The organism is Nocardia sp. JCM 34519.1 (genome assembly GCF_020361265.1).
GTDB classification, from domain to species: domain Bacteria; phylum Actinomycetota; class Actinomycetes; order Mycobacteriales; family Mycobacteriaceae; genus Nocardia; species Nocardia arthritidis_A.
In genome coordinates, this window is sequence record NZ_JAIRBR010000006.1 from 343773 (window position 1) to 369136 (window position 25364).

Annotated in this window: 25 protein-coding genes; 11 read left to right on the forward strand and 14 right to left on the reverse strand. The window is 66.4% G+C overall.

Annotated features, from left to right (window positions below):
* Positions 1-29 precede the first annotated feature (29 nt).
* Positions 30-860, forward strand: a complete 831-nt coding sequence (locus tag LGY53_RS18635; protein WP_225727919.1) for an alpha/beta fold hydrolase — start codon at positions 30-32, stop codon at positions 858-860.
* A 15-nt stretch (positions 861-875) separates the two neighbouring features.
* Here the strand turns inward: LGY53_RS18635 and LGY53_RS18640 are convergent, their stop codons facing one another.
* Entirely contained in the window at positions 876-2408 is a 1533-nt protein-coding gene (locus LGY53_RS18640) for an alpha/beta hydrolase (RefSeq protein ID WP_225727920.1), read from the reverse strand.
* Between the two features lie 228 nt (positions 2409-2636).
* On the opposite strand from LGY53_RS18640, the gene LGY53_RS18645 reads away from it, so the two are divergent.
* On the forward strand, positions 2637-4967 hold the full coding sequence (locus LGY53_RS18645; protein ID WP_225727921.1) for an MMPL family transporter: 2331 nt from the start codon (positions 2637-2639) through the stop codon (positions 4965-4967).
* Here LGY53_RS18645 and LGY53_RS18650 read toward each other — a convergent pair.
* Positions 4964-5581 (reverse strand): pentapeptide repeat-containing protein, encoded by a 618-nt coding sequence (locus LGY53_RS18650; protein WP_225727922.1) that lies wholly within the window; start codon positions 5579-5581, stop codon positions 4964-4966. The two genes, LGY53_RS18645 and LGY53_RS18650, sit on opposite strands and share 4 nt — an antisense overlap.
* Positions 5568-6155, reverse strand: coding sequence for a TetR/AcrR family transcriptional regulator (locus LGY53_RS18655; RefSeq protein WP_225727923.1), 588 nt, complete (start codon positions 6153-6155; stop codon positions 5568-5570). The genes LGY53_RS18650 and LGY53_RS18655 overlap by 14 nt, the downstream gene beginning before the upstream one ends.
* A gap of 85 nt (positions 6156-6240) precedes the next feature.
* Between LGY53_RS18655 and LGY53_RS18660 the strand changes: the two genes are divergently transcribed.
* A complete protein-coding gene (locus tag LGY53_RS18660) occupies positions 6241-7167 on the forward strand; it encodes a zinc-binding dehydrogenase (protein ID WP_225727924.1) in 927 nt (308 codons plus the stop codon).
* A 43-nt stretch (positions 7168-7210) separates the two neighbouring features.
* Positions 7211-7669: a MaoC family dehydratase gene (locus tag LGY53_RS18665; protein WP_225727925.1), complete on the forward strand. Its 459-nt coding sequence runs from the start codon at positions 7211-7213 to the stop codon at positions 7667-7669.
* A 7-nt stretch (positions 7670-7676) separates the two neighbouring features.
* Here the strand turns inward: LGY53_RS18665 and LGY53_RS18670 are convergent, their stop codons facing one another.
* The 7 genes from LGY53_RS18670 to abc-f all read right to left on the reverse strand — a co-directional run bounded on the left by LGY53_RS18670 (position 7677) and on the right by abc-f (position 14614).
* Positions 7677-8183, reverse strand: coding sequence for a hypothetical protein (locus LGY53_RS18670; RefSeq protein ID WP_225727926.1), 507 nt, complete (start codon positions 8181-8183; stop codon positions 7677-7679).
* A gap of 274 nt (positions 8184-8457) precedes the next feature.
* Complete coding sequence (locus tag LGY53_RS18675) at positions 8458-9222, reverse strand: hypothetical protein (protein ID WP_225727927.1); 765 nt, start codon at positions 9220-9222, stop codon at positions 8458-8460.
* Between the two features lie 133 nt (positions 9223-9355).
* The gene (locus LGY53_RS18680; protein ID WP_225727928.1) at positions 9356-10864 is read right to left on the reverse strand and encodes a multicopper oxidase family protein; all 1509 of its coding nucleotides are present in this window, start codon (positions 10862-10864) and stop codon (positions 9356-9358) included.
* Positions 10865-10937: 73 nt separating this feature from the next.
* On the reverse strand, positions 10938-11336 hold the full coding sequence (locus LGY53_RS18685; RefSeq protein ID WP_225727929.1) for a DUF6153 family protein: 399 nt from the start codon (positions 11334-11336) through the stop codon (positions 10938-10940).
* Positions 11337-11359: 23 nt separating this feature from the next.
* Positions 11360-12430: a macrolide family glycosyltransferase gene (locus tag LGY53_RS18690; protein ID WP_225727992.1), complete on the reverse strand. Its 1071-nt coding sequence runs from the start codon at positions 12428-12430 to the stop codon at positions 11360-11362.
* Positions 12312-12974, reverse strand: coding sequence for a CatB-related O-acetyltransferase (locus tag LGY53_RS18695; RefSeq protein WP_225727930.1), 663 nt, complete (start codon positions 12972-12974; stop codon positions 12312-12314). The genes LGY53_RS18690 and LGY53_RS18695 overlap by 119 nt, the downstream gene beginning before the upstream one ends.
* Before the next feature lie 35 nt (positions 12975-13009).
* Positions 13010-14614 (reverse strand): ribosomal protection-like ABC-F family protein, encoded by a 1605-nt coding sequence (gene abc-f / locus LGY53_RS18700; protein WP_225727931.1) that lies wholly within the window; start codon positions 14612-14614, stop codon positions 13010-13012.
* 158 nt (positions 14615-14772) lie between these two features.
* Between abc-f and LGY53_RS18705 the strand changes: the two genes are divergently transcribed.
* The 3 genes from LGY53_RS18705 to LGY53_RS18715 all read left to right on the forward strand — a co-directional run bounded on the left by LGY53_RS18705 (position 14773) and on the right by LGY53_RS18715 (position 18151).
* On the forward strand, positions 14773-15381 hold the full coding sequence (locus tag LGY53_RS18705) for a TetR/AcrR family transcriptional regulator (protein WP_225727932.1): 609 nt from the start codon (positions 14773-14775) through the stop codon (positions 15379-15381).
* Between the two features lie 108 nt (positions 15382-15489).
* Entirely contained in the window at positions 15490-17070 is a 1581-nt protein-coding gene (locus tag LGY53_RS18710) for an FAD-dependent monooxygenase (protein ID WP_225727933.1), read from the forward strand.
* 199 nt (positions 17071-17269) lie between these two features.
* Entirely contained in the window at positions 17270-18151 is an 882-nt protein-coding gene (locus tag LGY53_RS18715) for a virginiamycin B lyase (RefSeq protein WP_225727934.1), read from the forward strand.
* A 93-nt stretch (positions 18152-18244) separates the two neighbouring features.
* Here the strand turns inward: LGY53_RS18715 and LGY53_RS18720 are convergent, their stop codons facing one another.
* Complete coding sequence (locus LGY53_RS18720) at positions 18245-19156, reverse strand: alpha/beta fold hydrolase (RefSeq protein ID WP_225727935.1); 912 nt, start codon at positions 19154-19156, stop codon at positions 18245-18247.
* Positions 19157-19230: 74 nt separating this feature from the next.
* Positions 19231-19809 carry a TetR/AcrR family transcriptional regulator gene (locus LGY53_RS18725; RefSeq protein WP_225727936.1) on the reverse strand — a complete coding sequence of 193 codons (579 nt, stop codon included), beginning with the start codon at positions 19807-19809 and terminating at the stop codon, positions 19231-19233.
* A 161-nt stretch (positions 19810-19970) separates the two neighbouring features.
* Between LGY53_RS18725 and LGY53_RS18730 the strand changes: the two genes are divergently transcribed.
* A complete protein-coding gene (locus LGY53_RS18730; protein WP_225727937.1) occupies positions 19971-20945 on the forward strand; it encodes a DUF1259 domain-containing protein in 975 nt (324 codons plus the stop codon).
* Positions 20946-21029: 84 nt separating this feature from the next.
* Here the strand turns inward: LGY53_RS18730 and LGY53_RS43965 are convergent, their stop codons facing one another.
* Entirely contained in the window at positions 21030-22364 is a 1335-nt protein-coding gene (locus LGY53_RS43965; RefSeq protein ID WP_305082734.1) for a cell wall metabolism sensor histidine kinase WalK, read from the reverse strand.
* A complete protein-coding gene (locus LGY53_RS18745) occupies positions 22361-23047 on the reverse strand; it encodes a response regulator transcription factor (RefSeq protein WP_225727938.1) in 687 nt (228 codons plus the stop codon). The genes LGY53_RS43965 and LGY53_RS18745 overlap by 4 nt, the downstream gene beginning before the upstream one ends.
* Before the next feature lie 243 nt (positions 23048-23290).
* Between LGY53_RS18745 and LGY53_RS18750 the strand changes: the two genes are divergently transcribed.
* From LGY53_RS18750 to LGY53_RS18760, 3 genes are all read left to right on the forward strand, one after another.
* Positions 23291-24286: an alpha/beta hydrolase family protein gene (locus LGY53_RS18750; protein WP_225727939.1), complete on the forward strand. Its 996-nt coding sequence runs from the start codon at positions 23291-23293 to the stop codon at positions 24284-24286.
* Between the two features lie 159 nt (positions 24287-24445).
* A complete protein-coding gene (locus LGY53_RS18755) occupies positions 24446-24922 on the forward strand; it encodes a DUF1772 domain-containing protein (protein ID WP_225727940.1) in 477 nt (158 codons plus the stop codon).
* A gap of 40 nt (positions 24923-24962) precedes the next feature.
* Positions 24963-25364, forward strand: coding sequence for a PPOX class F420-dependent oxidoreductase (locus LGY53_RS18760; RefSeq protein ID WP_225727941.1), 402 nt, complete (start codon positions 24963-24965; stop codon positions 25362-25364).

A 25364-nucleotide genomic window follows, 5' to 3' on the forward strand; every position in this document is an offset into this window, starting at 1 on the left:
GGAAGAAGGTCGTTCAGTAAGGAATAGCGATGAGATCCGAGACCCTGCCCGTACCCGGCGCGACCATCTATTACGAGGTGCGCGGCAGCGGCCCGCTGCTGCTGATGCTGCCCGGCGGTGGCGGCGATGCCGGAGTTTTCGACGGAATGGCCGAGGTGCTCGCGCGGCATTTCACCGTCGCGGCACTCGACCCGCGCGGCTATTCGCGCAGCGCCATCGACCCCGGCGAACCCGCCGCTCAGCACGTGGCCGTCCAGAGCGATGACGCCTACCGGCTGCTCGAACACCTGACCGATGAACCGGCCTTCGTCTTCGGTACCAGCAGCGGCGCCATCGTCGGACTCGACCTGCTGGCCCGCCACCCCGATCGGGTGCGGCTGCTCGTCGCGCACGAACCGCCGAGTTTCGCCGTGCTGCCCGATGCCGCCGAACATCGCGCGATGGTCGACGAGGTCTACGCGCTGCTGCGCAGCGAGGGTGTCGCCGCGGCGGGGGCGCGGTTCCTCGCCGGAATCGGGCCCGCCATGAAACCGGCGCCCGAGGTCGGGGAACTATCGCCGCGCGCCGCCGAGATGTGGGCCAGGCTGGCGGCCAACGGGCCGCTCATGATCGAGCACGAGTTGCGCGAATTCACCTCCTACATACCGGATTACCCGGCGCTGGCGGCCGTGCCGGGCCGGTTGGTGCTTGCCGTCGGCCGGGAGACCCGCGGCTGCCTGCCGTATCGCCCCGCCGCCGAAATCGCGCGCCGGACGGGTGCCGATCTCGTCGAGTTCCCCGGTGCGCACAACGGGATACGCACCGAGGCACCCGAATTCGCTCGGCAGCTGCTCCAGGTCCTGACGGTCGCCGCGGAGTGACCATCCTGGATCCGGTCAGCCCGCCGGGCAGGTGAGGTCATCGGCGGGCAGGGTGCCGTCGCGGAAGTATGCGTCCACTATCCGACGGGCGCATGAGCTCTTGGGCGATACGCCGTGCGTCACCACATCGGGCATGGTGATCAACCGAGAACCGGTCATCGCCCGGTGCAGGCCGATGCCCTCCTGATAGGCGGTGCGTGGGTCGCCGGTGGCCTGCAAGATCAGCGCCGGCACCGAATTATGCACGGCCGTAGGCGCTTCCACCGGCGGAAGCCAGAACGCGCACGGGGTGAGGTTGTTGGCGAACGCCCCGAACATCGGCTCGGTCGCCCGGCTGGCCTCGATATTGCGCCAGTACCAGGAAGGGTCGCGCGGTGCGGGTGCGTCGCCGCAGAGGATCATCGCCTGCGCGGGACCGGATTCGGGCGCATCCGGTCCCGGGCGGAAGTATTCGTCCAGCGCGCTTTTCAGCTCCTTGCCGGGTTGCACCGGCAGACCGGTTGCGGCATCGGCGATTTGGCGCAGCTCATCGGCCAGCACCGGATACATCTTGGCGTCGACGATCCCTTCGAATACCAGCATGGGTAGCACGTGGACGCTCACCGCGTCGCCGCCGATCCGGATCGGCTGACGCGCCGACCGCCCGATCAGCTCGGTGATCGTCGCGCGAACCGCGGAACCCGTTGTGCCGAAATGATATTGATCGTCGCGGTCGGCGGCCCATGCGGCCCAGGCGTCGAAGGCCGCCTCGTTCGGCGCACCCATATCCTGAATCATGGCGACGTGGTAGCGCTCGGGATCGACGGCGCTGTCCAGCACGACGCGCTCGACGCGTTCCGGGAACATCTGGGTGAATACCGAACCCAGATAGGTGCCATAGGAAAGTCCGAAGTAGTTGATCCGCTCCTCGCCGAGCGCCGCGCGGATCACATCCATATCCCGGGCGGTGTTGCGGGTGGTGATGTAGGAGACCTTGTCGCCTTGGGTGGCGAGGCAGCGTGCGGCCAGATCCGCCGCTGTCGCAACGGATTCGCCGAAGCTCAGCAGATCCGGTCCGGCCGATTGGAGCGGGGAGCCGATGGGCCAACCACACGAAACCGGCGTCGAGCGGCCGATGCCGCGCGGATCCATGCCGATCAGGTCGTAGCTGTCGCGCACATCCGGCGCGAGCACCTTTTCCCCGAGCCGCACGGTCACGTCGAGCCCCGAACCGCCGGGGCCACCCGGATTGGATAGCAGCACCCCGCGCCGATGGGCCGGGTCGGCGGCCGGTACCCGTGAGATCGCGACGGTGATCGTAGGGCCCTGCGGCTCACCGTAATTCAGCGGAACGGTGACATCGGCGCAGCGCGCACCGGCCCGATCCAACGCCTCGTCGTCGCATGCGCGCCAATCCAGCCGCTGCTGATAGAAACGGTCCATGCCGGAATCCGCATGGGAAATCCCGGCTCCCGCAAACGTTCCCGCGATGATCGCGGCACAGGCCGCCGCGACGCCGCGACCGCCGGTGCGAATCGCCGTCTTGCGTCGAAACAGGTTGATATACAAGGAACCCCCTCGCCGTCGCGCCACCGCACTCGTCGCGATCAGCGTAGAGATACGGCTCGTCGGGATCATCGGGAGCAACCCTGATTTCAACCCTGAGATCAAATTGGGACTTCGACTGTCTGGGAAGGCATCCGTCGACGCACCGGTACGTTTGATCTCGTAAACCGAGCAAGACGATGGGAAGGGAACGGCCGCATGGCATTACTATCGAGAACCTCGGCGGCTTAGTTGTTCACCTGGTGGGGTCGCATAGTCTATCGGTTGCGTTTCGGGGTGATCGGTGTCGCGGTGGCGGGTCTGCTCGCCTTGGGCGGCTACGGTTTCGGTCTGCAGGACCATCTGTCCTCCGGCGGGCTCTACGACCCCGGCTCGGAGTCGGCGCAGGCCTCGCGGCTGGCCGATGAGGCGTTCGGCCGCGATCACAGCGTCGATGTCGCGGTGCTGTATACCGCGCCCGATGGCAAAACGGTCGACGATCCCGAGTTCGCGGGCAAGATCATCGACAATCTCAAAAGCCTGCCGCGCGAGCATCCCGACCAGATCATCGGGATCAACGCCGCTTACTGGCCCGCCGCGGGCGGTATGGCCAGTGCCTCGGCGGCCGCGACGCCGGACAAGAAACATGCGATCGCGCTGATCGGGATCCGCGGCGATGACGACACCACGATGGTGCGCAACTATCGCAAGGTCAAGGACGTTTTCTTCATACCGGGCGTCGACGTCCAAGTCAGTGGGCTGCAACCGATTACCGGTACCCTCAACGACACCATGGACGAGGATCTGCACCGGGTGGAGATACTGGCCATCCCCGTGGTCGGGGTGCTGCTGTTCTTCATCTTCGGCGGAATCGTCGCCGCCGCACTGCCTTTGGTCATCGGCGGCCTGACCATGCTCGGCGCGCTCGGTATCGTGCGGGTGCTCACCAACTTCACCGAGGTGAATTCCTTCGTCTCCTCGGTGGTTACGATGATCGGGCTCGGGCTGGCGATCGACTACGGACTGTTCATCGTCAGCCGGTTCCGCGAGGAGATCGCCGAGGGTTACGACACCGCCGCCGCAGTGCGGCGCACGGTGATGACGGCTGGGCGCACCGTGGTGTTCTCGGCGACGATGATCATCGCCAGCCTCGGCGGGATGCTGCTCTTCCCGCAGGGTTTCCTCAAATCCATGGCATACGGCGCGATTACGACCGTCTCGCTGGCCGCACTCACCGCGATCACGATCCTGCCCGCCACGCTCGGCATCCTCGGCAAGCGCGTCGACGCGTTGGGGCTCAAAAGGTTTCGCACCACCAAAACCACGGAGCAGATCGAGAACGGCTTCTGGGGACGGATGACGGTGTGGGTGATGAAACACCCACTGAAGATCAGTGTTTCGCTGTGCATCGGGCTGCTGCTGTTGATCCTGCCAGTGCAGCACCTCGTCTTCGGCGGTTTCAGCGAAAAGTACCTACCGCCGGACAATCGGGTGCGGTTGGCGAAAGAGCAGATCGGCGCCTTATTTCCGGAACGCCGTTCCGATCCGATCGAGTTGGTCTTCGTCTCCGACGACTCGCTCGCGGTCGGTCAGGTGGTGAAGCAGGCCCAGCAGGCGCCCGGGTTGGTGAGCGCGTTCGAGGTGCCGAATTCCAGGAATCGCCCCGATGTCTTCCGCACCACGGCCAACGTCGCCGATATCAACAACGCGGGCGCGACGATCGAATACCTGCGCGCCATGGAACTTCCCGACGGCGTGACGATGCTGGTCGGCGGGATTCCGGCGCTGCAGAAGGACAGTATCGACGCCCTGCTGTTCCGGATCCCGATCATGGTGGTGCTGGTCCTGCTGCTAACCACGATCCTGATGTTCCTCACCTTCGGATCGCTGGTCCTGCCGATCAAGGCGGCGCTGATGAGCGCGCTCGGCCTCGGCTCCACGCTCGGCATCCTGACCTGGATCTTCATCGTCGGCCACGGTTCGGGGCTGCTGAATTTCACGCCGCAACCGATCGTGGCGCCGGTGCTGGTGTTGATAATCGCGATCATCTACGGCCTGTCCACCGACTACGAGGTCTTCCTGATATCCCGGATGGTCGAAGCGCGCGCGAAAGGGGCGTCGACCACCGAGGCCGTCCGGGTCGGCACCGCGCACACCGGTCGCATCATCACCGCCGCCGCCCTGATCCTGCTCGTGGTGACCGGTGCGTTCGCCTTCTCGAAACTGGTGATGATGCAGTACATCGCCTACGGCATGATCGCGGCGCTGTTCATCGATGCCACCGTGCTGCGCATGCTGCTGGTGCCCGCCACCATGCGGCTGCTCGGCGACGACTGCTGGTGGGCGCCGCAGTGGCTGAAGCGAATTCAGCGCCGGGCCGGGCTCGGCGAACCGGTCCTCGAACACGAGCATCCGGGCGGCGTCATCGATCTGGTGAAAACCACGCCCATCACCGATCCGGTGACCGAGCGGATGGCGGTCGTCACGGGTGTCGGGTCGCCGCGTCGCGGACGAGAAGTCCCGCGGCCGCGCACAATTCGCGACGTCGATGTCGAGGCCCCGACAACTCCCATCGAGCGTTAGGGCAGCACCCGCACGCCGAGGGCGGTGGCGAGGACGACCGCCTGATCCGGGTCGATGATGGCGCGGGCGATCGCGGTGATGAGTGGGTCGAGTGCGGTGAGATCGCTGCCGCGCAGGTCGGATTCGGTGAAATCGGCCTTGCTGAGCCAGGCGCCGGACAGGTCGACATCGCGGAAGGTGGCCTTCTGGCAGCGGGCGAAGGTGAGGTCGGCCTCGCGCATGCGCAGGTCGGTGAACGTGGTGCCGCGCAGGTCGGCGCCGGGCAGGCCGACGAAAGACCAATCCCCGCCGGTCGCTTCGAACAAGGTGAAGGTGCAGCGATCGAACATGCTGCCGGTGAGTTTGCAGGTGGTGAATTCGGTTTCGAAGAACTTGCATGCGGTGAAGGTGCAGTTCAGAAAGGCCGTGCTGTGGTGGGCGGATTGGGCGAAGCTCACGTTGCGGAAGGTGCATTCGGTGAAAACAGTGTTCCGCGTTGCGGTTTCGCTCATATCGACATCGAGGAACTCGACCCTGGTGTGCCGTTCGTCGACCAATTCCCTGCCGTACCAGTCCTCGCCGCGAATCGTGCGCTCGGTCGGCGGTGGTTGCTCGCCGTTTCTACGGTCTGCCAAGGGGTTTCCCGTCCATCGTGCGGTCCCCGTCGACCTTCATGAGCCCGGCCAGCAGCACCGAATGGGCCAGCCGACGCTGTTCGGGGGTTGGCGCCGAGAAGGCCATCCGCATGAATGCGGCGATGTCGTCGGCGGTGACGTCGGTGCGCAGCACACCGGCGCGCTGTGCCCGCTCGGTAACCGTCGCGATGAGATCCGCGGTGGCCCGATGACCCTGTTCGGCCGCTGCGGGACCGGTGCGGCACAGCGTGTCGAACAGGAGCACTTCGCCGGGCTCCAGCACGCAGCCCTCGGTGAAGACGATGGTGAATGCCTGCCAGTCGTCGGGTGTTTCGGCGGCCCGGACCACGACCTCGCGCGACCTGTCGATCAACTCGGTGAGCAACTGTTCGACGAGCGCCTCCTTGGTCGGGAAGTGCCGGTAGAAGGTCGTGGTCCCGACACCGGCCCGGCGGGCGATGGCATCGATGCCGATATCGGGGCCGTGCTCGGCGAAGGCGATGCGCGCGGCGTCGAGCAGTTTGCGGCGATTGCGCAGCTGATCCTTGCGCGGCGCGCGGTGGGCCTCGGTCATCACACCTCCGGTTTGAAACGGTAGCGGCACTACCGTTTTATGCTACGTTGATCCGGTAGTGATACTACCGTTTCATGGAGGACGCATGCGTGCGCTTGTTTCGGACGCCGATTCCGGCGAATTGACGATCGGTGAGGTCGATGCCCCGACGCCGCGCGCGGGTGAGGCCCTGGTCCGCGTCGCCGAATTCGGTTTGAATCGGGCGGATTACCTGTACCTGCGCAGCGGAGTCGCCGGATTCCGGCCCGGCGTCGACGCGGCGGGCGTGGTGCTGGCCGCCGCGGCCGACGGCAGCGGACCGGAGCCGGGCGCCGCGGTGGCATTCCACCTGCCGTCCGGAGGTGCGGCGGCGGAACTCGTCGCGGTGCCGTCGGAGCGGCTCGCGCGCGTTCCGGACGGGGTGCCTGCGGCGGTGGCTGCGGCATTGCCGTTGGCGGGTCTGGTCGCGGTGCGGCTGCTCGAACTGGCCGGTCCGCTCGCCGGTGCGACCATACTGGGGACCGGAATGGGCGGCGGCGTAGGACAACTCGTGATCCGGCTGGCCGTCGCGGGTGGCGCGCGGATGCTCGCGGTCGCCGAATCGGGGCAGCCGGTCGACCACCTCGTCGCGGCGGGCGCCGAGGTCGTGACCGATATCGCGGCGGTGCCGGACGGCTCGGTCGACGTGGTGCTGGAATCGGTCGGCGGAGCGCTGGGCTCGGCGGCCGCGCACAAGTTGCGCACCGCGGGTCTGCTGCTGTGGTTCGGGCAGGCGAGCGGCCAACCGCTGAGCCTGGATTTCTTCGACATCTTGCGCGCCGGGCAGTCGTTGACGCTGCGACAGTTCGTCTACGGCGACAACGGCAGACCCGATCGCGACGCGCGCGAGTTGGAGCGGCTGCTCGTCTTGGTCGCGGGCGGCGAATTGACGGTGCCGATAGGGCACCATCGAGACTGGAGTCATACCGCGCGGCTGCTCGACGACATGGCCGGGGGACGCCTGCGCGGCAAGGCCGTTCTGACGGTGTCCTAGACGTTGAATATCAGGTCACCACAATCGAATTCAGTGAGGAATCATGCGAACCTTCCACACCGTCGACGAACTGCGCGCCCACATCGGCCAGGTGCTCGGCGTCAGCGACTGGCTGATCGTCGACCAGGCCAGGATCGATGGATTCGCGGCGGCGAGCGAGGACCGGCAGTGGATCCATGTCGACCCCGCTCGCGCGGCGACCGGCCCGTTCGGCGCGACCATCGCGCATGGCTACCTGACCCTCTCGCTGCTGGCCCACTTCTCCTGGAACCAGTTCGCGATACCCGGCGCGACGGCCGCGGTGAACTACGGCCTCAACAAGGTTCGCTTTCCGGCGCCCGTTCCGGCCGGTTCGCGGTTGCGCGCCACCGGAACACTGGACGACGTACGCCAATTGTCAAGCGGCTGGACCGAATTGACGATCACTCAGACCGTCGAGATCGACGGCGGGACCAAACCAGCCTGTGTCGCCGAAACTCTCACCCGGGTGCTCTGGTCCTGATCGCGTGTCATTGCATGATGATTCCGCCCCGAACGCCCTGATGGTCGCTGTAGAGCGAGAAGGAGTGACCTTTGGAGCTGCAGCTCAGGCCGGGGCCGGAGTAGTGGCCGCCGGTCGACACGCAGGTCGCTCCGGCGTGGTCTACCCGAATGCTCGCGTAGCCCTCGCCGGTCTTGACATCGGACATGGCCGGGTTTCCGCCCGGCAGGGTGAAGGCGCCGGGCGCCTCGCCCGGATGGGCGGGCAGCCAGGGTTGGTCGATGACCACCTGGGCGACCGGAATGAATGGCAGTGGCAGGAAGGTGTTGCCGACCGGGACGCTCGGATACCTGCTCGGGGTCACGTCGCAGCCGACCGTGCCGTCGCCGGTGATGGCGCAATTGACCTCGGGGCCGTAGCTGAAATAGACGGTGTCGGGGGCCGCGTCGGCGGCGTTGGTGGCAATCGTGAACGCGATCGGAGCGGCGGCGACGATGGTCAGAACTCGTGCACACGCGCGGGTGGTGGTGCTCATCGGCTCTCCCTCTCACATAGTCGGGACTCCAACTGCTCGATGCATGGTTCGCCTGCATCTCGATATCGGCCTTATCGGTAGCTGAGTATTAGCCGTTACGAATACATAGCGCACGTGGTGTGTAACCTACATCACACATTGGGCGGCCGACGCGCCGATGATTCGGAAGTCTCCGACGCCGATAAGGCGGACGCCGGAGATTTGGTGCCCGCCTTGTGGTTTCGGAACGGTATGGATGAATCTCCAGTTCGCGGCGGCACTTTCGGACAGGTGCTCAGGCGGTCAAGGTGAACGCGGCGGTTCGCACCACGTCGCCGTGCCGGAAATCCAGGAACAGCCGGTAGGTTCCGGGGCCGGGTACGGCGGTGTGGAAGGTGATGTCCGGGCCCGCGGCAGTGATCCCGTCGCCGGGTTCGCCGTTCGGGTGGACATGGACGTAGGCCAGATCGCCCGCGCGCAGGACCACCAGATGTCCGTATGCGGCCAGATAGGGCTGTCGGTCGGTGACCGGCGCGCCGTCCTTGTGCACGGTCAGCGTGAGCATGCGGCCGGTGCCGGGTACGAGATCGCCGTCGAGGGTCACCTCGTAGCCGTCCACGGTCGCGGTGCGGGTGACCGTCGGAACCGGTTGTGGCGCATAGTCACCCGCGACGGCGAGGTCGGCGCCGAGGGTGATGGTCCGGCCGAGGGCGCGCGGGGCGATATCGGTGAAGACCCGGTAGGCGCCCGCATCGGGAAGATTCAGCCGGACGGCCCAGGTGCCGTCGGCGGTGAGTTCGGGATGGACGTGCCAGAACCCGGTCAGCTCGCGCCGCGCCACGATCAGATGCAGTTCGCGATCGTGCAGCGGTGCGTAATCGGTGACCGGCTCGCCGTCGGGTCCGAGAATCCGGAACCGGAAGTCGATCTCGCCGGGACGGGCGATGGGCTCCGCCAGCGCCAAAGTGTATCCGTCCTGGGTGATCTGGAGTCCGCCCGGCAGTGCGCCGCTGTGTGTCCCGGGTGCGCCATGGTGATTGGTGTGGGTCTGGGTGGTCATCACTGGGGCCTTTCCGATCTTGCGATGCTTCGACACACACGAAACTAATACCCCGTAGGGGTATGTACAAGTAGGTGGCCTATGAAGCGCGTCACGCGCTCGGAAGGGCCGGGACCTCCCGGCCCTTCGGTGCTCAGCGCACGTATGAGACGACGCTCATCATGCCCGCTTCGCCGTGATATGCGTTGTGGCAGTGCACCATCCATTGACCCGGATTGACGGCGTCGAAGTCGGCCTCCAGGGTCTGCATGGGTAGGACGATCGAGGTGTCCTTGCGGGGGCCGTCGCCGGTCGGGTTCACCACCTGGAAGGTGTGGCCGTGCAGGTGCATCGGGTGGAACATCATCGTGTTATTGCGCAAGCGCAGCCGGATTCGCTGTCCCGCAACCACATCCAACGGAGCGTGGTCAGGGTAGGCCTGTCCGTTGATGGTCCAGATGTATTTGGTCGAATCCGCGCCGAGGGCGATGTCCAGTGTCTTGTCGGGTTTGCGGCCGGGCAGGCGGACGGAGTCGGCGGCCCTGAGTCCGGCCCCGGTCAGCGGCGGCGCGGTGAGCTCGGCCGGTCGGATATCGGCGGGGGGAGTGGTGCCGCCGCCGGTTCGGATCAACGAGAAACCTTGTCCCGCTTTGCCTTCGGCCGATGCGACGAGGGGGAAGACGCCGTCGGCGAGCTCGACGATCGCGTCGTAGCGTTCGCCCATGGCGATCAACAGGCTCGATGTGGTGATGGGTTGGACGGGATAGCCGTCGCCGTGGGTCACGCGCAGCCGGTGGCCGCCGATGGCGACGCGGAAGACGGTGTCGGCGGCGGCGTTGATGATCCGCAGTCGCATGCGCTGGCCGGGCCGGGCGGTGAAAGTCGTTGGGTCGGTGCCGATTCGGCCGTTGATCAGGTAGTAGGGGTAGTCTCCGACATCGCCGGTGTCCGAGCCCAGCGGTGCGTCCGGGTCGGTGGGCATCGGCATTGTCATTGTGCCCATATTCATGCCCGACATACCCTTGGCGCGCAATAGCTCCAGCTGTTGGTCGGGATCGCGCCCGTTGACACCGTCGAGCCAATCATCCAGCACGACAACGGCTTCCAGATCGTAGTCGTTGCCATCCGCGGGGTCTTCGACGATCAGCGGCGCGTACAGACCTCGGTCGAGTTGAACCCCGACGTGGGGGTGAAAGAAATAGGTGCCCGCGTCGGGGACGGTGAATTCGTATCGGAAAGTGCCGCCGGGTGCGATCTCTGGTTGCGTGACGCCGGGCGCGCCGTCCATATCATTGCGCAGCGCGACCCCGTGCCAGTGGATGGTCGATGGCGCCGGCAGCGAATTGGTGAAGTCGGCGCGCAGCACCTCGCCGCGCGTCAGCCGAATTTCCCTGCCGGGCAACGCGCCATCGAACGTCCAGGTCGGCACCTGGACGCCGCCGAGGTCGACCGTGGTCGGTTGGGCCCGCAGCGCTACCGTACGGACCTTGGCGTCGGCGGCGCGGCGGGCCTGCTCGGCCGCGCGAACCGGGTCGGAGTCGGGTTGGACGAGCGTGCGGGTGGATTTGTCACCGCATGCGGTGAGACCGAGGGCCGCGGCGGATGCGCCGAGGGCGAGGAAGCCGCGGCGGGTGAGCTGGAATGGAAACTGGTTGGCGGACATGGGTTCTCCCTGGTCGATGCCGATTCTGGGTGTCGTGAAATGCCGCCGCCACAGCAGGTGGCGACGGGATCCGTCAGATCCGCAGAATCGACAATTCGGCGAGGGAAGGCGCGGTCCGGGGCGGTGGCCGTTCGGCGTGCGGCGACCAGCGGGGGATCGGTGGCAAATGGCCGTCGCCGACGGCGGTGAGCCGATAGAGCAGCATCAATCCGATCGCGAACACCAGCGCGGTGAGGATGAACACACACGGATGCGTCGCTTCGTGGTGCACGGTCTTGCCATCCGGCTGTGCGTGATCGCTGTGCTCGGGTACCGACGCGACCATGGCAGTGCCCCGATGCTCGGCCTGATTCGAGCCGGATCCGAGCGAGAGCAGGCCGATATGCATCACGGCCACCGCGCTCAACAGCACCAGCAAACCCAGCATCCGGATGGGTCCGGACACTCGATGGGGGCGATGCTGATCGACCACGCCGCCAGCATAGCCTAAAACCCCTAGGGGGTATGCAGTGCTTCGCTGAGCGGTTGCTCCATATGGAAACCTGCCGCGGGCACCGCCTCCTCGATGAGGTCGGCGGCGCGCCGGGTGCCGCCCTCGGCCAGTGCTTCGGCGCGCAGCAGGGCCGAGCGGCGGGCAACCTCCGGGTCCGTGGTGAGTTCGGTCAGCGCCGTCCGGAGGGCTGCGGCGGTGGCCGCCCCGGTATCGATTCGACGGGCCACGCCGAGCTCTACCAGGCGGTCGGCGTTGATGAACTGTTCGGCGGCCTGCGGCACGGCGATCATCGGGACGCCCGCGAGCAGGCCTTCGGCGCTGCCGCCCATGCCCGCGTGCGTGACGAAGGCATCGGCCACGGCCAGGATCGCCCGCTGCGGAACCCAGGAGTGCACTTCGACATTGGGCGGTATCGCGCCGAGTTCCGCAGGGTCGGTGTGCTTTCCGATCTGGAGGACGACGTGCCAGCCCGGCAGGTCGCCGTAGGCGCGCAGGCACTGGCGGTAGAACTCCGGTTGGCGGGTGTATGCCGAACCGAGCGAGATCAGCAGAACCTTTTCCGCGTCGGCGGGGCGGGTCCAAACTTGCGCGCCCGCACCGATTTCGAAGCACGGGCCGACGAATGTCACTGTGCCGGTGTCGACTTGATCGGCATGCGGTTGCATCGCTCGGGGAATCATGGCCAGTGCTCGGCCGGGTGGTCCGGAGAAGGCGTCCACATCGGTGGTGGACGTGCCGTTTTCGGTGAGCCATCGAGCGAACCTCGCCCGGTAGGCGTCGGCTCCCGGGAGCAGACGCAGCGGTGCCGCTACCTCCTCGTCATAACCCTTCCACGCCACGAAGGTCGGGGACAGCTGGATGAGCGGCCGGTCCTGAATTTCGGCGATGGCGCGGGCAGCACATGGCTGACGATCGGGATGCCGACCATCGCGATATGGATTGGGCGCGAGGGCATCAGTTCTCCACTCGATTCGTAAGGGGCGCGGTAACTTCGGGAGCGACGGCCGCCAGCTCGTCGATGCTGCCGGACATGATGATTCGGATGTGCTCGGTGATGTGTTCGAGCGGCCAATCCCACCAGGCCAGCGCCAGCAGCCGGGCGACGCCCTCGGCGGGATAGCGAGTCCGGATGAGGCGGGCCGGATTTCCGCCGACGATGCCGTAATCGGGTACATCGCCGGTGACCACCGAACCGGTGCTGACGATGGCGCCGTTGCCGATTCGCACACCGGGCATCACCGTCACGCCGTTGCCGAGCCAGACATCGTTGCCGACTACGGTGTCGCCGCGGTTCGGCAAGTCGGTGACCAGGTCGACGTGCCGTGACCACGAACCGCCCATGATCGGGAAAGGGAAGGTGGACGGGCCGTCCATGCGGTGATTGGCGCTGTTCATGATGAACCGCACGCCGGTGGCCAGCGCGCAGAACTTGCCGATGATCAGTTTCTCGGGACCGTAGTGGTACAGCACATTTCGGGTTTCGAACGCGGTCGGCTCGTCCGGGTCGTCGTAGTAGGAGAATTCGCCGACCTCGATCAGGGGCGAGGTGACAAGCGGTTTCAGCAGCACCACTCGCGGCTGGCCCGCCATGGGATGTAGCACGGTAGGGTCTGGCATCGCGAAACTCCTTGGGTGAGTTGATATTCGGACTGTCAGGCCGCGGCCCGGGCCGGTGCCCGCAAGGCGAGGTGCGCGCCTTGCCAGCGCTGCCGCAGCCGCCGGTCGTGGCTGACCACGATGAGCGCGCCCCGGTATTCGGCCAGGGCGGCCTCCAAATCCTCGACCAGGCCGGGTGAGAGGTGATTGGTCGGCTCGTCCAGCAGCAGGATCTCCGACGGCTCGGTGACCAGTCGCGCGAGCGCCAGCCGCTGCCGCTGACCCGTCGAGAGGTCGGCGACGAGCGTGGTGAGCTGGTCGCGGCGGAACAGGCCGAGCGAGAGCAACTGTTCGGCGGCGTCGCCCGAGCGTCCGCGGGCGAAGGCGGCCAGCAGCGTCTGTCCGGCCACGGCGGGCCCTGGCTCCTGCGCGAGATAGCCGATCCGGCCGCGGCGGGTGACCGTGCCGCCATCCGGTGCGAGTGCACCGGCGAGCACCCGCAGCATGGTGGACTTGCCCGCGCCGTTCGGACCGGTGAGCAGCAGGCGATCGCCCGCGGCGACCGTGATGCTCGTCCGGTCGAGCCGCCCGTGCACGGTGATGTCGGTGGCGTCGATGACGACACCGTCCGCCCGTTCTGCCCGAACCGCCGCGGTGAAACGCAACGGTTCCGGTGGCGGCGGCACCGGGTCGGCGAGCAGGCGGCGCAACCGCTCCTCGGCATTGCGGACCCGGCTGGCCAGCGACTGCTGCACCCGCCCGCCCGCGCGGTCGTAGGCCATCTTGTTGTTGTCCCGCATCGCACGTCCCGGGGCGACCTGACGCGCGGTGGTGGCGGCGGACTCCCGCAGTCGAGCGATATCGGCCTGCCACTGGGCATACGACTGCGCCCACCGCGCCCGTGCCGCCGCCTTCTCGCCGAGATAACCGCCATATCCGTTGCCGTAGCGGACAACTCGGTGGGTGTCCGCGTCGACCTCCAGCAGGCTGGTCGCGATCCGCTCCAGGAAAACCCGGTCGTGCGAGACCGTCACTGTGGTGCCGGGACGGGTGCGCAGGTGGTCTTCGAGCCAGGTCATGGCGTCGTCGTCGAGATGGTTGGTCGGCTCGTCGAGCAGCAGCACCTCGGTGCCCGCCGCGAGCAGGGCGGCCAGGCGCAGGCGAACCTGCTCGCCGCCGGACAGTCCGCCGACGGTGCGATCGCGGTCGACCAGGCCCAAACCCAGTCCGTGCAGGGCACGTTCGACGCGCGCGTCGGCGTCGTAGCCGCCGCGTAGTTCGAAAACCGTTGCGATCTCGCCATATTCGGCCATCGCGGATTGGTCGCCCTCGGTCATCGCCAGCTCGAGGCGGCGCATCCGGCGTTCGAGCGTGCGCAGCTCGCCGAGTGACCGGTCGATCACCTGCCGCACCGTCAAATGCGGTGCGAGCCGTTCATCCTGTGCGAGATATCCGATGCCGCCGTCGGTTTGGACGACGACCTCGCCCCGGTCGGGTCGCACCCGACCCGCGAGGATGCGTAGCAGGGTGGTCTTACCGGACCCGTTCTCGCCGATGATTCCGGTGCGCTCACCCGCGGCGAGCGAGCAGCTCACCTCGTCGAGGACGAGACGACCGTTGAAGGATTTGCCGACCGCGTGCGCGGTGATCTGTGTTGGCATGTGCACTCTCCGAAGCATTCGAATACGACGCGGCCGTCATGGACCGCATGGCCGGGCGAACACCTCGGAAGAACATCGGCAAACCTCACTAGTGCGACGACTGTTGCATTAAGATGGTGCCATATCCCTGTCCGATCAAGCAACCGGGAATATGGACTATGAGTTCTCCACCCAGTGAGTCACCCGCGCCGCGGCCCCGGCCGGGCGGCCGGACCGCTCGCATCCGCGCCCAGGTACTCGACGCCGTCAGCGCCGAATTGACCGAACACGGCTACGACGCGCTCACCATCGACGGCGTCGCCGCTCGCGCCGGAGTGCATCGCGCGACGGTGTATCGCCGCTGGCGCGATGTCGCCGGCCTGATCACCGACGTCTTCGCCGCCGCGAGCGACCTGGACTGGCATCCGCGCGATACCGGTTCCCTGCGTGGCGATCTGGCGGCGCTCAATCAGGAGATCCAGGATTCGCTGACCGAGAGGTCATCGATCGCGACGGCATTGATCGCGGTCTCGTTCCGTTCCGAGGAGGCCGCCCGCGCGCTGCGGCAATTGTGGGAGGACCGGTATACGCAGTGCGAGATCGTCGTCGAGCGAGCAGTGGAGCGCGGTGAAATCCCGGCCGGTACCGATGCGCGCGCCCTGTTGATAGCCGCTACCGCACCGCTTTATCACCGGCTGGTTCTGCTGCGGGACCCGGCGGATCCGCGCCTGCCCGACCATGCCGCGGCCAGCGCGACCCTCGCGGCACGGGCCGGTGCGTTCGGGTGATGTGAATCGTCCCGTTTCAACATATAGGGCACTGGTGGGCTTGCGGCAAGGCCCGGTACGTATTGCAGAATCGCTGGCCTGAGTCGGTGTGGAAGTAATGAGGTGTGCGTGGGTACCAGTGGGGAAGCGGTAAGCGGGGTATTCGAGGCCGACGTGATCATCGTGGGCGCGGGTCCGACCGGTTTGATGCTGGCGGCCGAGCTGCGTTCGGCCGGGGTGCGGCCGCTGGTGCTGGAGCGCCAGCCCCGGCCGCGCGACACCCCGAAGGCCGGTGGGCTCGGCGGCCAGATTCTGGAACTGTTGCGCTATCGAGGTTTACTCGATCGCTTCGCCGCGGCATGCACCGAACCCGTTCCGGCGCCGCGGTTTCCGTTCGGCGGCGTGCACGTCGACCTGACGTCGCTGACGGATTCGCCGTTGCACGCGTTGCCGCTGCCGCAGCAGTTGCTCGAACGACTGCTCGGTGAGCGTGCCGCCGAACTCGAGGTCGATATCCGCCGCGGGCACGAGGTGGTCGGCGTGCGTCAGGACGCCGATATGGTCACCGCTCAGGTGCGCGGGCCTGCGGGCGAATATCAAGTGACCGCACGCTATCTCGTCGGCTGCGACGGTGCGCGCAGCCGGATTCGCGATCTTGCCGCGATTCCGTTCCCCGGCAACACCTACCCTGAGGTCAACCGGCTGGCGCAGGTCACGCTGCCCGAATCGGTGACCCGGTTGGACAACGGCGATCTCGAGGTTCCCGGATTCGGAACTGTCCGTGCGGGTTTCACCCGCACCGAAAACGGCCTGTTCGGACTGGGCGGTTCGCCCGATTCGGCGGTGGTTTCGGTGTACACGACCGAGGAGGAGACCGCCGAATACGACGATGACATCCCGCTGACCATTGCCGAGTTGCAGGACAGTATCCGTCGGGTGCTCGGTGTGAATCTGCCTGTGGTGCAAGCGCTTCGCCTGTCACGCTTCACCTTCAAGGCGCGGCAGGCCGAACGTTACCGCGACGGTAGGATCCTGCTCGCCGGTGACGCGGCCCACCTGTTCCCGGCCACCGGCGTCGCGATCAACGCGGGCATGCTCGACGCGGTCAACCTGGCCTGGAAGCTGGCCGCCGAGGTGCAAGGCTGGGCACCCGAGGGCCTGCTGGACAGCTATCACGACGAACGCCATTACGCGGGCGAGCGCACCATGCTGCACACTCGGGCGCAGGTCGCGCTGCGGCGCGGCACCGATCCGGCCGCCGAGGCGCTGCGAGAAGTGTTCCAGGAACTGCTCATCGACGAACCAGCCCTGCGGCGGATGGGTGCGCTCATCGCGGGCGCCGATATCCGCTACCGGCTGCCGAACCCGAATGGGCACCCGTTGACCGGCACATTCGTACCCGATCTCGCCCTGCGCACGGAAGCGGGTGCGAGCAGCGTCGCCGAACTCATGCACAGCGCACGGCCCGTGCTGCTCGACCTCGCCGACCGCGCGGAACTGCGCGCCATCGCCCGGGATTGGCAGGATCGAGTCGAAATCCGCAGCGCAACAACAGAAAACCGACCGGCGGACGCTCTGCTGATCCGCCCCGACGGTCACATCGCTTGGGCCGCAACCATCGACGAACCCGGCGATACGGGTCTGCGGGAGGCGCTGACGACCTGGTTCGGAGTACCGGCCACGGCGTCGCTCGGCGCTCGGCAGTTCTGACCGCTCGGTAGCAAACCATTCGGAGCGTCGACACATGTCGTCGGCACGTGCGGCGTCGGATATCCGTTCGCAGCATCGGATTTCGTGGTTCGTCGATATCGTCGCGGCCGGATCGGCAGCAATCGATTTCGCAGTATCGACCGATGTCGAGGATCGGCCGCATGCCCATCCGGCGTATGGAACAACAGACAGGATTTTGATGAGACATCAAGTCATTCAGGAGTACTCGGTGTCCGCCACCGAGGCGGGACCCTATGGGATCACCGCGGGCGCCGATGGCGCGCTGTGGCTGACGTTGGTGCACAGCGGCGAGATCGCCCGGCTGTCCGTTGATGGTGCCGTGCAACGGTATTCGGCGGGAGACACAGGATCTCGGCCGAGTGTCATCGCCGCGGGTGCAGACGGCGCCCTGTGGTTCACCCGGTCCGGTGACGATCGCATCGCGCGCAGCACCACCGACGGCGACCTGACGGCGTTCGAATTACCCTCGGGCAGTGGACCGTTCGGGATATGCGCGGGTCCCGACGAGGCCATGTGGTTCACCGAGATGAACGCCGACCGCATCGGCCGGATCGCCGCCGACGGTGCGGTCACCCACTTCGATCTGCCGGTTCGGGGCGCGTTCGCGTCCATGATCACCGCGGGTCCGGATGATGCGCTGTGGTTCACGCTCAACCAGGCCAAGGCGATCGGACGCATCGACCTCGGCGGCGAGATCAGCATCTACCCACTGCCCGATCATGGTGCCCCGGTAGGTATTACCCGAGGTGCTGATGACGCGCTTTGGTTCGTCGACATCGCCGGGGGCCGGATCGGCCGCATCGACCGCAGTGGCGTTTTCCGCATGTTCCCGCTGCCCGATCCCGCGGCCAGACCGCATGCCATCGCGGCACTGCCGTCCGGCGACTGCTGGTTCACCGAGTGGGGCGCCAACCGGCTCGGGCGGATCGACTCCACCGGCGCCGTCACCGAATTCGACCTGCCGACACCGGCATCCGAGCCGCACGGCATCACGGTCGGCCCGGACGGCGCGGTGTGGGCGGCGTTGGAGATCGGTGCGGTCGCCCGCATAGTGCCTTGAATTGCGTTTGGCTGCAACGCATTACTTCCCGGCATGCGCGGACGATCGCGGTGGAATAGGCACCGGAATCGACCGCGCATGCCGGACGTGGGCTCACCCGAAGAACGACATCAGTTGCTCGACTACGAATTCGGGCTGCTCCTCGGCGATGTAGTGCCCGCTGCCGGGGACGGCGACGACCCGCACGTCGGTGCCCTTGTCGGCCATCTGTTCCCGCAGGGCTGGGTAGTTCTCCATACCGGCAAGGGCCAGGATCGGGGTGGTCACCGGCTCGTATGTCGCCAGGTCGGCGACGTCTTCGCGCATGGTCTGATACCAACGGTTACCCGCGCGGATGGCCTCGGGCGAGTCGTAGGCGGCGGCGTATACCCGCCGGGCTTGTTCGTCGACCGAGGCCTGATCAGCGAGCATGTGGCCGTACAGCCAATCGATCAACAGCCGGAATCGCCCGTCCAACAGTCGTTCCGGCAGTTCCCGAAGTTGATTGAGCGCGAACCACCACGGATATGCGCCGCGGCCCTCGGCGATCGCGGCGGCTTGTTCGTCGGAGGCCGGGAGCATCGGGATGGCCAGCCATGCCGCGTCGGCTATGCCCATGTCCATGGTGACCAACCGCCGCACGGCGGCCGGGACGTTGGCGGTCAGGTGATAGCCGACGCCGGCGCCGATATCGTGTCCGGCAACGAAGGCCGATTCGTAGCCGAGATGGCCGATCAGCGCATGGATGTCGACCGCCATGGATTTCTTGTCGTAGCCGGTCTCGGGTTTGGCCGATCCGCCCATTCCGCGCAGGTCGACCGCGATCACCCGGAAGCGCCGGGCCAACGCGGGCATGATCTTCCGGAACTGCCACCAGGTTTGCGGCCAGCCGCCGAGCAGGATCAGCGGGTCGCCTTCGCCGCCGCTCACATAGTGCAGCCGTATCCCGTTGACCTCGGCGTACGCACTGGTGAACGCGCCGTCCAGCGAGGCGGCCAGTTCGGCGTCGGTGGGGGTGGAAGCCATGATGATCAACCCTTTATTTGAATGTTCGGTCAAGAAAATGGGCATGAAGGAGCCCCTTCCGGGAAGGGGTTGAGTCAGGCGAGCAGTGCGAGGGCCTGTTCGACCGTGGCGTCGAGGAACCGTTGGCGCAGAGCGGTTTTGCCGACCACCCGCATGCCCTGTAGCAGGGTCACCAGGAAGCGCGCAAGCGCCACCGGGTCGCGATCGGCGGGTAGCTCGCCCTCGGAGCGCGCCCGCATCAGCGTGGCCGTGATGGCGGTCTCCATGATCTCCAACCCGGATGTCACGATGCGGCCCGCGCCCTCGTCGCCGGGCAATTCCACTGCGGTATTGGTCATCAGACACCCTTTGTGCTGGTCATCGGTCAGCGACATTTCCGCGTACCACCGCACCAAGTCGCGCACCGCGTCGAGCGAGGATCCGGGCGCGCTCAGCCGATCGAGCAGTCCGGCGCGCGAATCATCGACATACCGTTCGACCGCGGCCAGGAACAGATCCCGTTTACCGCCGAACGCCAGATAGATGCTCCCGCGCCCTAAGCCCAAGTGCGACACCAGATCCTGCATGGAGGTCGCCTCATATCCCTGACGCCAGAACAGCTCCATCGCCGCCCGCAATGCCGTGTCCTGATCGAACTCCTTTACCCTGCCCACGGAGTAGACCCTACATTTACTGGACCAAACGTTCAAATAAATTTCGGCCATGGCACCGGTGGTCGGCATCTTCATCTCGGCTTCATGAACGGCCGATATACCTTGCCCCGCAGCCCGTCTCGCCTCGGTCGGGCCGCCTACTCCGACGACAAGGAATCCTCATGCGCGTTTCAGCCGGTCGATCCGTCCGACGTGTGGCGATCCTGACCGCACTGCTCGCCGTCACGGTGGCGGCGGGGTGCTCCAGCAATAGCGGCACCTCCAGCACTTCGACCACGGATATGCCGATGGGCGGCTCGCACAAGCCGGTCGCCACCACCGGCGCCGATTGGCAACCGGTCACCGACGCGCTCGGGCGGACCGGGAAATTCGGCGACAACAACACCGTCTACCGGATCCCGCTGGTCCGTTCGGACCTGCACGTGCAGTCCCAGGGCGTGGACATCAAACCGGGCCTGTCGCTCGGCGGCTACGCCGCGTTCGGCAAATACGACGACGGCGCCATGGTGATGGGCGATCTGGTTGTCACCGAGGAGGAATTGCCGAAGGTCACCGATGCGCTGCATGCCAACGGCCTGCGGCAGACCGCCCTGCACAAGCATCTGCTCGGACACTCCCCACAGGTCTGGTGGACCCATATCGAGGGCATGGGCGACCCGGCGCAACTGGGCAAGGCCATGAAGGCCGTCCTCGACGCCACCTCCATCGCCCCCGCCGCCGCACCGCCCGCCCAGCAGCCGCCGGTCGATATCGACACCGCCGGTGTGGACGCGGCGTTGGGCCGCAAGGGAACCGCCGACGGCGGCCTGTTCAAATACAACCTCGCCCGCGCCGAAACCATCAGCGACAGCGGACATGTGCTGCCCCCGACCTTCGGCGTCACCACCGTGATCAACTTCCAGCCGACCGGTGCCGGAAAGGCCGCCGTCAACGGCGATTTCGCGCTCATCGCAACGGAAGTCGACAAGGTGATCGAAGCACTGCGCAGGGGCGGCATCGATGTCGTGGAACTGCACAACCACATGCTCACCGACGACCCGCACATCTTCTTCCTGCACTACTGGGCCGTCGACGACGCGGTCACCATCGCCAAGACCCTCCGCGCGGCTCTGGACGCGACAAACCTCGCGAAATAGCTAGATTTCCAACAGGTTTCGACGATTCAGAAATTATGAGCAGGTGACCACCGGGATGGTTGACGTCATCATCCGAGTCGGCCGCTACGGCGGCGCCGACAGCGTCACGGTGACCAGGAACCCGCCGCCGGGGTGGTTGGCGGCGGTAATGGTCGCCGCATTGCGCTGTGCGAGCGCGGCGACGATGGCCAAACCGAGCCCACTGCCACCCCGGGTTCGCGCGGCGTCCGCCCGAGCGAACCGCTCGAACGCATGCGGCAGAAACTCCGCATCGATGCCGGGGCCGTGGTCGCGGACGGTGACGATCACCGCCGCGCCGCCGGTGTCCACCCGGATGTCGACCGGCGGGCCGCCGTGCTCGATGGCATTGTCGACCAGGTTGGTCATGATGCGATCCAGATCCGCCGAGTCCGCGGCGGCCCGCGCCCCGGGTGGACAATCGACGGTGATATCGCGAGCCGCCATGCCGTGCCGCGCCACCACCGCGTCCAGCAGCGGCGGCAGATCGATCACCGGCAGCGGTGATCCGGGATCGCGAGGCTGGTCCGCGGTGGCCGACAACATATTTCGGGCCAGCCGTGACAGCCGTTCGGTCTCCTCCAGCGCCGAGCGCAAGGCCTCGGTGAGTTCGGCATTGCCGCGCGGCCTGCGCAGCGCGAGTTCGAGTTCGGTGGTGAGCAGCCCGAGCGGAGTGCGCAATTCGTGACCGGCGTCGGCGACGAATCGTCGCTCCCGGTCGACCGCCTCATACAACCGTGCCAGCAGTTCGTTGAAAGTGGTTCCGAGCCGGGAGATTTCATCGTTCGCCGCCGGAATCGGCAGGCGCGCGGCCGGATCGGTATGCGTGATACCCGCGGCTCGCGCCCGCATCCGTTCCACCGGACGCAGGGCCGCCACCGCCAGCGCATACGCCCCCACCGCCGCCGCCACGAGCACCAGCGGAAATGCGATGACGAGTTCCCGTGCCAGATCCGCGACCGCCGCGTCACGATCGGCGAGGCTGACCACGACCACCACGATCCGATCCTGGGGCGCGCTCGTTGCGGCCAATCGAACCGGCCCCGACAGGTCTCCGGCGGACGGGTGATCGGCGATCACGGTGCCACGCCGAGCGGCGGCCAACTCGGCGTCCGAAAGAACCGACGGCCCAGGAAGTTCCGCCGTCGCCGCGACCACATGTCCATCGGCCGTGAGGACCTGCGCCGCGGTGTCCTGACTCGGCCCCGGCAGTGTCGGCTCCACGGCCGCGGCGACCGGCCGGAGCTCGGTGAGTTGGTAGATCAGCGACTCGGTGACCGACGTGTCCAGGAATGAGCGCATGTGCGCGACGGTCGCGTAGCCGATCACGGTCAACACCGCGGCCATCATGATCGTGAACGCGGCGGTGAGGCGGATCCGGATCGGCCAGCGGCGGATCATCGTGCTCGCCCGCCGTCCTTACGCAACCGATATCCGACACCGCGCACCGTCTCCAGCGACGTCACCCCGTACGGCCGGTCGATCTTGTCCCGCAACCCCCGCATATGCACGTCGACGACATTGGACCTCGACTCGAATGCGAAATCCCAGCAGTGCTCGGTCAGCGCCTCCCGCGTCAACACCGTTCCCGGCTGCGTCAGGAACATCTCGAGCAGGGCGTATTCCTTTGCAGTCAAAAGAATTTCGTCATCGCCACGCCAGCAGCGCCGCTCGGTGGTGTCCATCCGCAGATCCCCGGCCGCCAGCATCGTCGGCCGCGGCACCGGGCCACGCCGGATCAGTGCGCGCAGCCGGGCGAACAACTCGTCCAGATGGAACGGCTTGGTCAGATAGTCGTCCGCCCCGCCATCCAACCCGCTCACCCGGTCGCGCACCGCGCCGCGCGCCGTCAACAACAGCACGGGCACCCAAATCCCTTCCGCCCGTAGCTGTTCGCATATCTCGAACCCGCTTCGGCCGGGCAGCATCACATCCAACACGATCGCGTCGTACAGGCGGCTGGCCGCCACCCCGTACCCGTCGAGCCCATCGACCGCCACATCGACGGCATACCCCTCTTCGGCCAAGCTCCGCCGCAGCAACTCGGCCATCTTGGGCTCATCCTCGACAACCAGCACACGCATGGGCGGCACGCTCCCATCTTCATCTCGGCTTCATCGCCAGACCGATACACCAGGTGCGTGCGGACGCGTCCTCGTCTCGGATACAACTAGACCACAAGATGTCAGCCGAGTGCCCAACGTCTCGGTCGTGTAACAGCCTTGTCGCGGCGAAAGACATAGCAGCTTGGGGGATGTGGCGGTCCGCAGGCCGGAATCACCCCGACGACAAGCGACTGCGACCTACGGATCGGAACCGACTGCTCGATGAAACTCTCAGCTCTACGGAGTGTTGCCCTTGCCGTAACACTCACTGCCGCACTGTCTTTGGTAACGCTCGGTGCCACCGCGTCGGCAGGTCCGGAGAAGCCCTCCGCGGTCACCTCCGTCATCAAGGACGGTCGAACCTGGCATTTGAAGGTGTACTCGGCGGCGATGGGCAAAGATATCTCCGTCGATGTCCAGCGTCCGGCCGACGAATCCACACCCGCCCCGAACCTGTACATGCTCAATGGTCTCGACGGCGGTGAGGGCACCGCGAACTGGAAGGCGCGAACCGATGCGTTCGCCTGGCTGGCCGATAAGCAGGTCAACGTGATTCAGCCGATCGGTGGTTTCGGCAGCTACTACGCCGACTGGCTGCGACCCGATCCCCAACTGGGCGTGAACAAGTGGAAGACGTTCTTCACCGAGGAACTGCCCCCGCTGTTGGACGCGACCCTGCACTCGACGGGCCGCAACGCCATGACCGGTCTGTCGACCTCCGGCACATCGGTGCTGGCGTTGGCCGAGGCCAAACCGGGCCTGTGGAAGAGTGTCGCCGCCTATAGCGGGTGCGCGCAGATCGCCGACCCGATGGGACAGCAGTTCGTCAAACTCTCCGTTGAAACCTGGGGCGGCGGCAACACTCTGAATATGTTCGGCCCGGCCGACAGCCCGTTGTGGGCCGCCAACGACCCGGTCGTCAACGCCGAGAAACTGCGCGGCACCCAGCTCTACATCTCCAGTGGCAGCGGCATCCCGATGGCCGACGACGTCAACTACTACCTGAACAATGGCGGCCCGACGACCCTCGCACTCGGCGTGATCATCGAAGGCGCCGTGAACGGCTGCACTCACAATTTGAAGACCCGCCTCGACGCGTTGAACATCCCGGCCACCTATCAATTCGACCCGGTCGGAACGCATTACTGGCCGTACTGGGAAAAGGCGCTGCACGATTCGTGGCCGATGCTGGCACAGGGCATGGGCCTGACGATCTGAACGACGCAGGACAGATGCGAGTGCCCGGAACGGGCTTGCTGATTCGAGCGTGATGCCGCTGCGGCGAGCAGAAATCTAGCAACGCTAGACAAGTTAGCGGAGCAATGTTACCGTTGCTCCAGCTTCTAGCGATGCTAGATTTTGGGAAGGGAAGCCGAAATGCTCATTGTCACCGGCCAGATCATCGCCGCCGTCGCCGTTCTCGCCAATGCGGTGGTCTATGGCACCGATGCGTCCGTGGCCCTGATCACCCGGTCGGTATACCGCAAGCTCGATGACGCGACCGTGACCATCAGCGCGGGATGGGGTCACTACTACGGCGATAAGCGCATGCCGGTGTTCGGTGCGGGCGGTGCGGTCGCCGCGGTGCTCACGCTGCTGATCGCGTTGTGGGCCGGGCAGATCGGAGCCGCTGTCGCGGCGGGGATCACGGTGGCGGCGCTGTTCACCTGGCTCGCCTTCTACGTCCGCGTCGCGAAACCGATCAATACTCAGCAGACCGCCGCCGCGCAAAGCGGCATCATTCCGCCCAATGCCCGTGCGCTGCAGGACAAGTGGGACAGCATCCTGAAGTACCGGGTCACCCTGCAGTTCATCGCCATCGCCGGACTGTGTGCCGCGCTCATCCTGTTCTGATCTCGAAGCGCCCGAATCGAATTCACCGAGGAGTACCGATATGACCTTCACCAGCAACGAACAGCGGTTCCTGTCCGAGGCCGGGATCGGCCGGCTGGCAACGGTATCGCCCGACGGCGTCGTGCAGAACAACCCGACCGGCTATCGAGTGAACGCCGACGGCACGATCGACATCGGTGGCATGCGGATGCGTACCAGCCGGAAGTACCGCAACGTCGAGGCGGGCAGCCGGGTGTCGTTCGTCGTCGACCAACAGGTTTCGTTGGAGCCGTACGTGATTCGCGGCATCGAGGTACGCGGCACGGCCGAGGCGCTCGATGACGAGGAGCCGCCGTTCCCGCCCCAGGAACGCGCGGTCATCCGGATTCACCCCGAACGAATCATCTCCTGGGGCATCGACGGCGGACCATTCGAATTCACCAGCCGCGTCATCGAACCATGA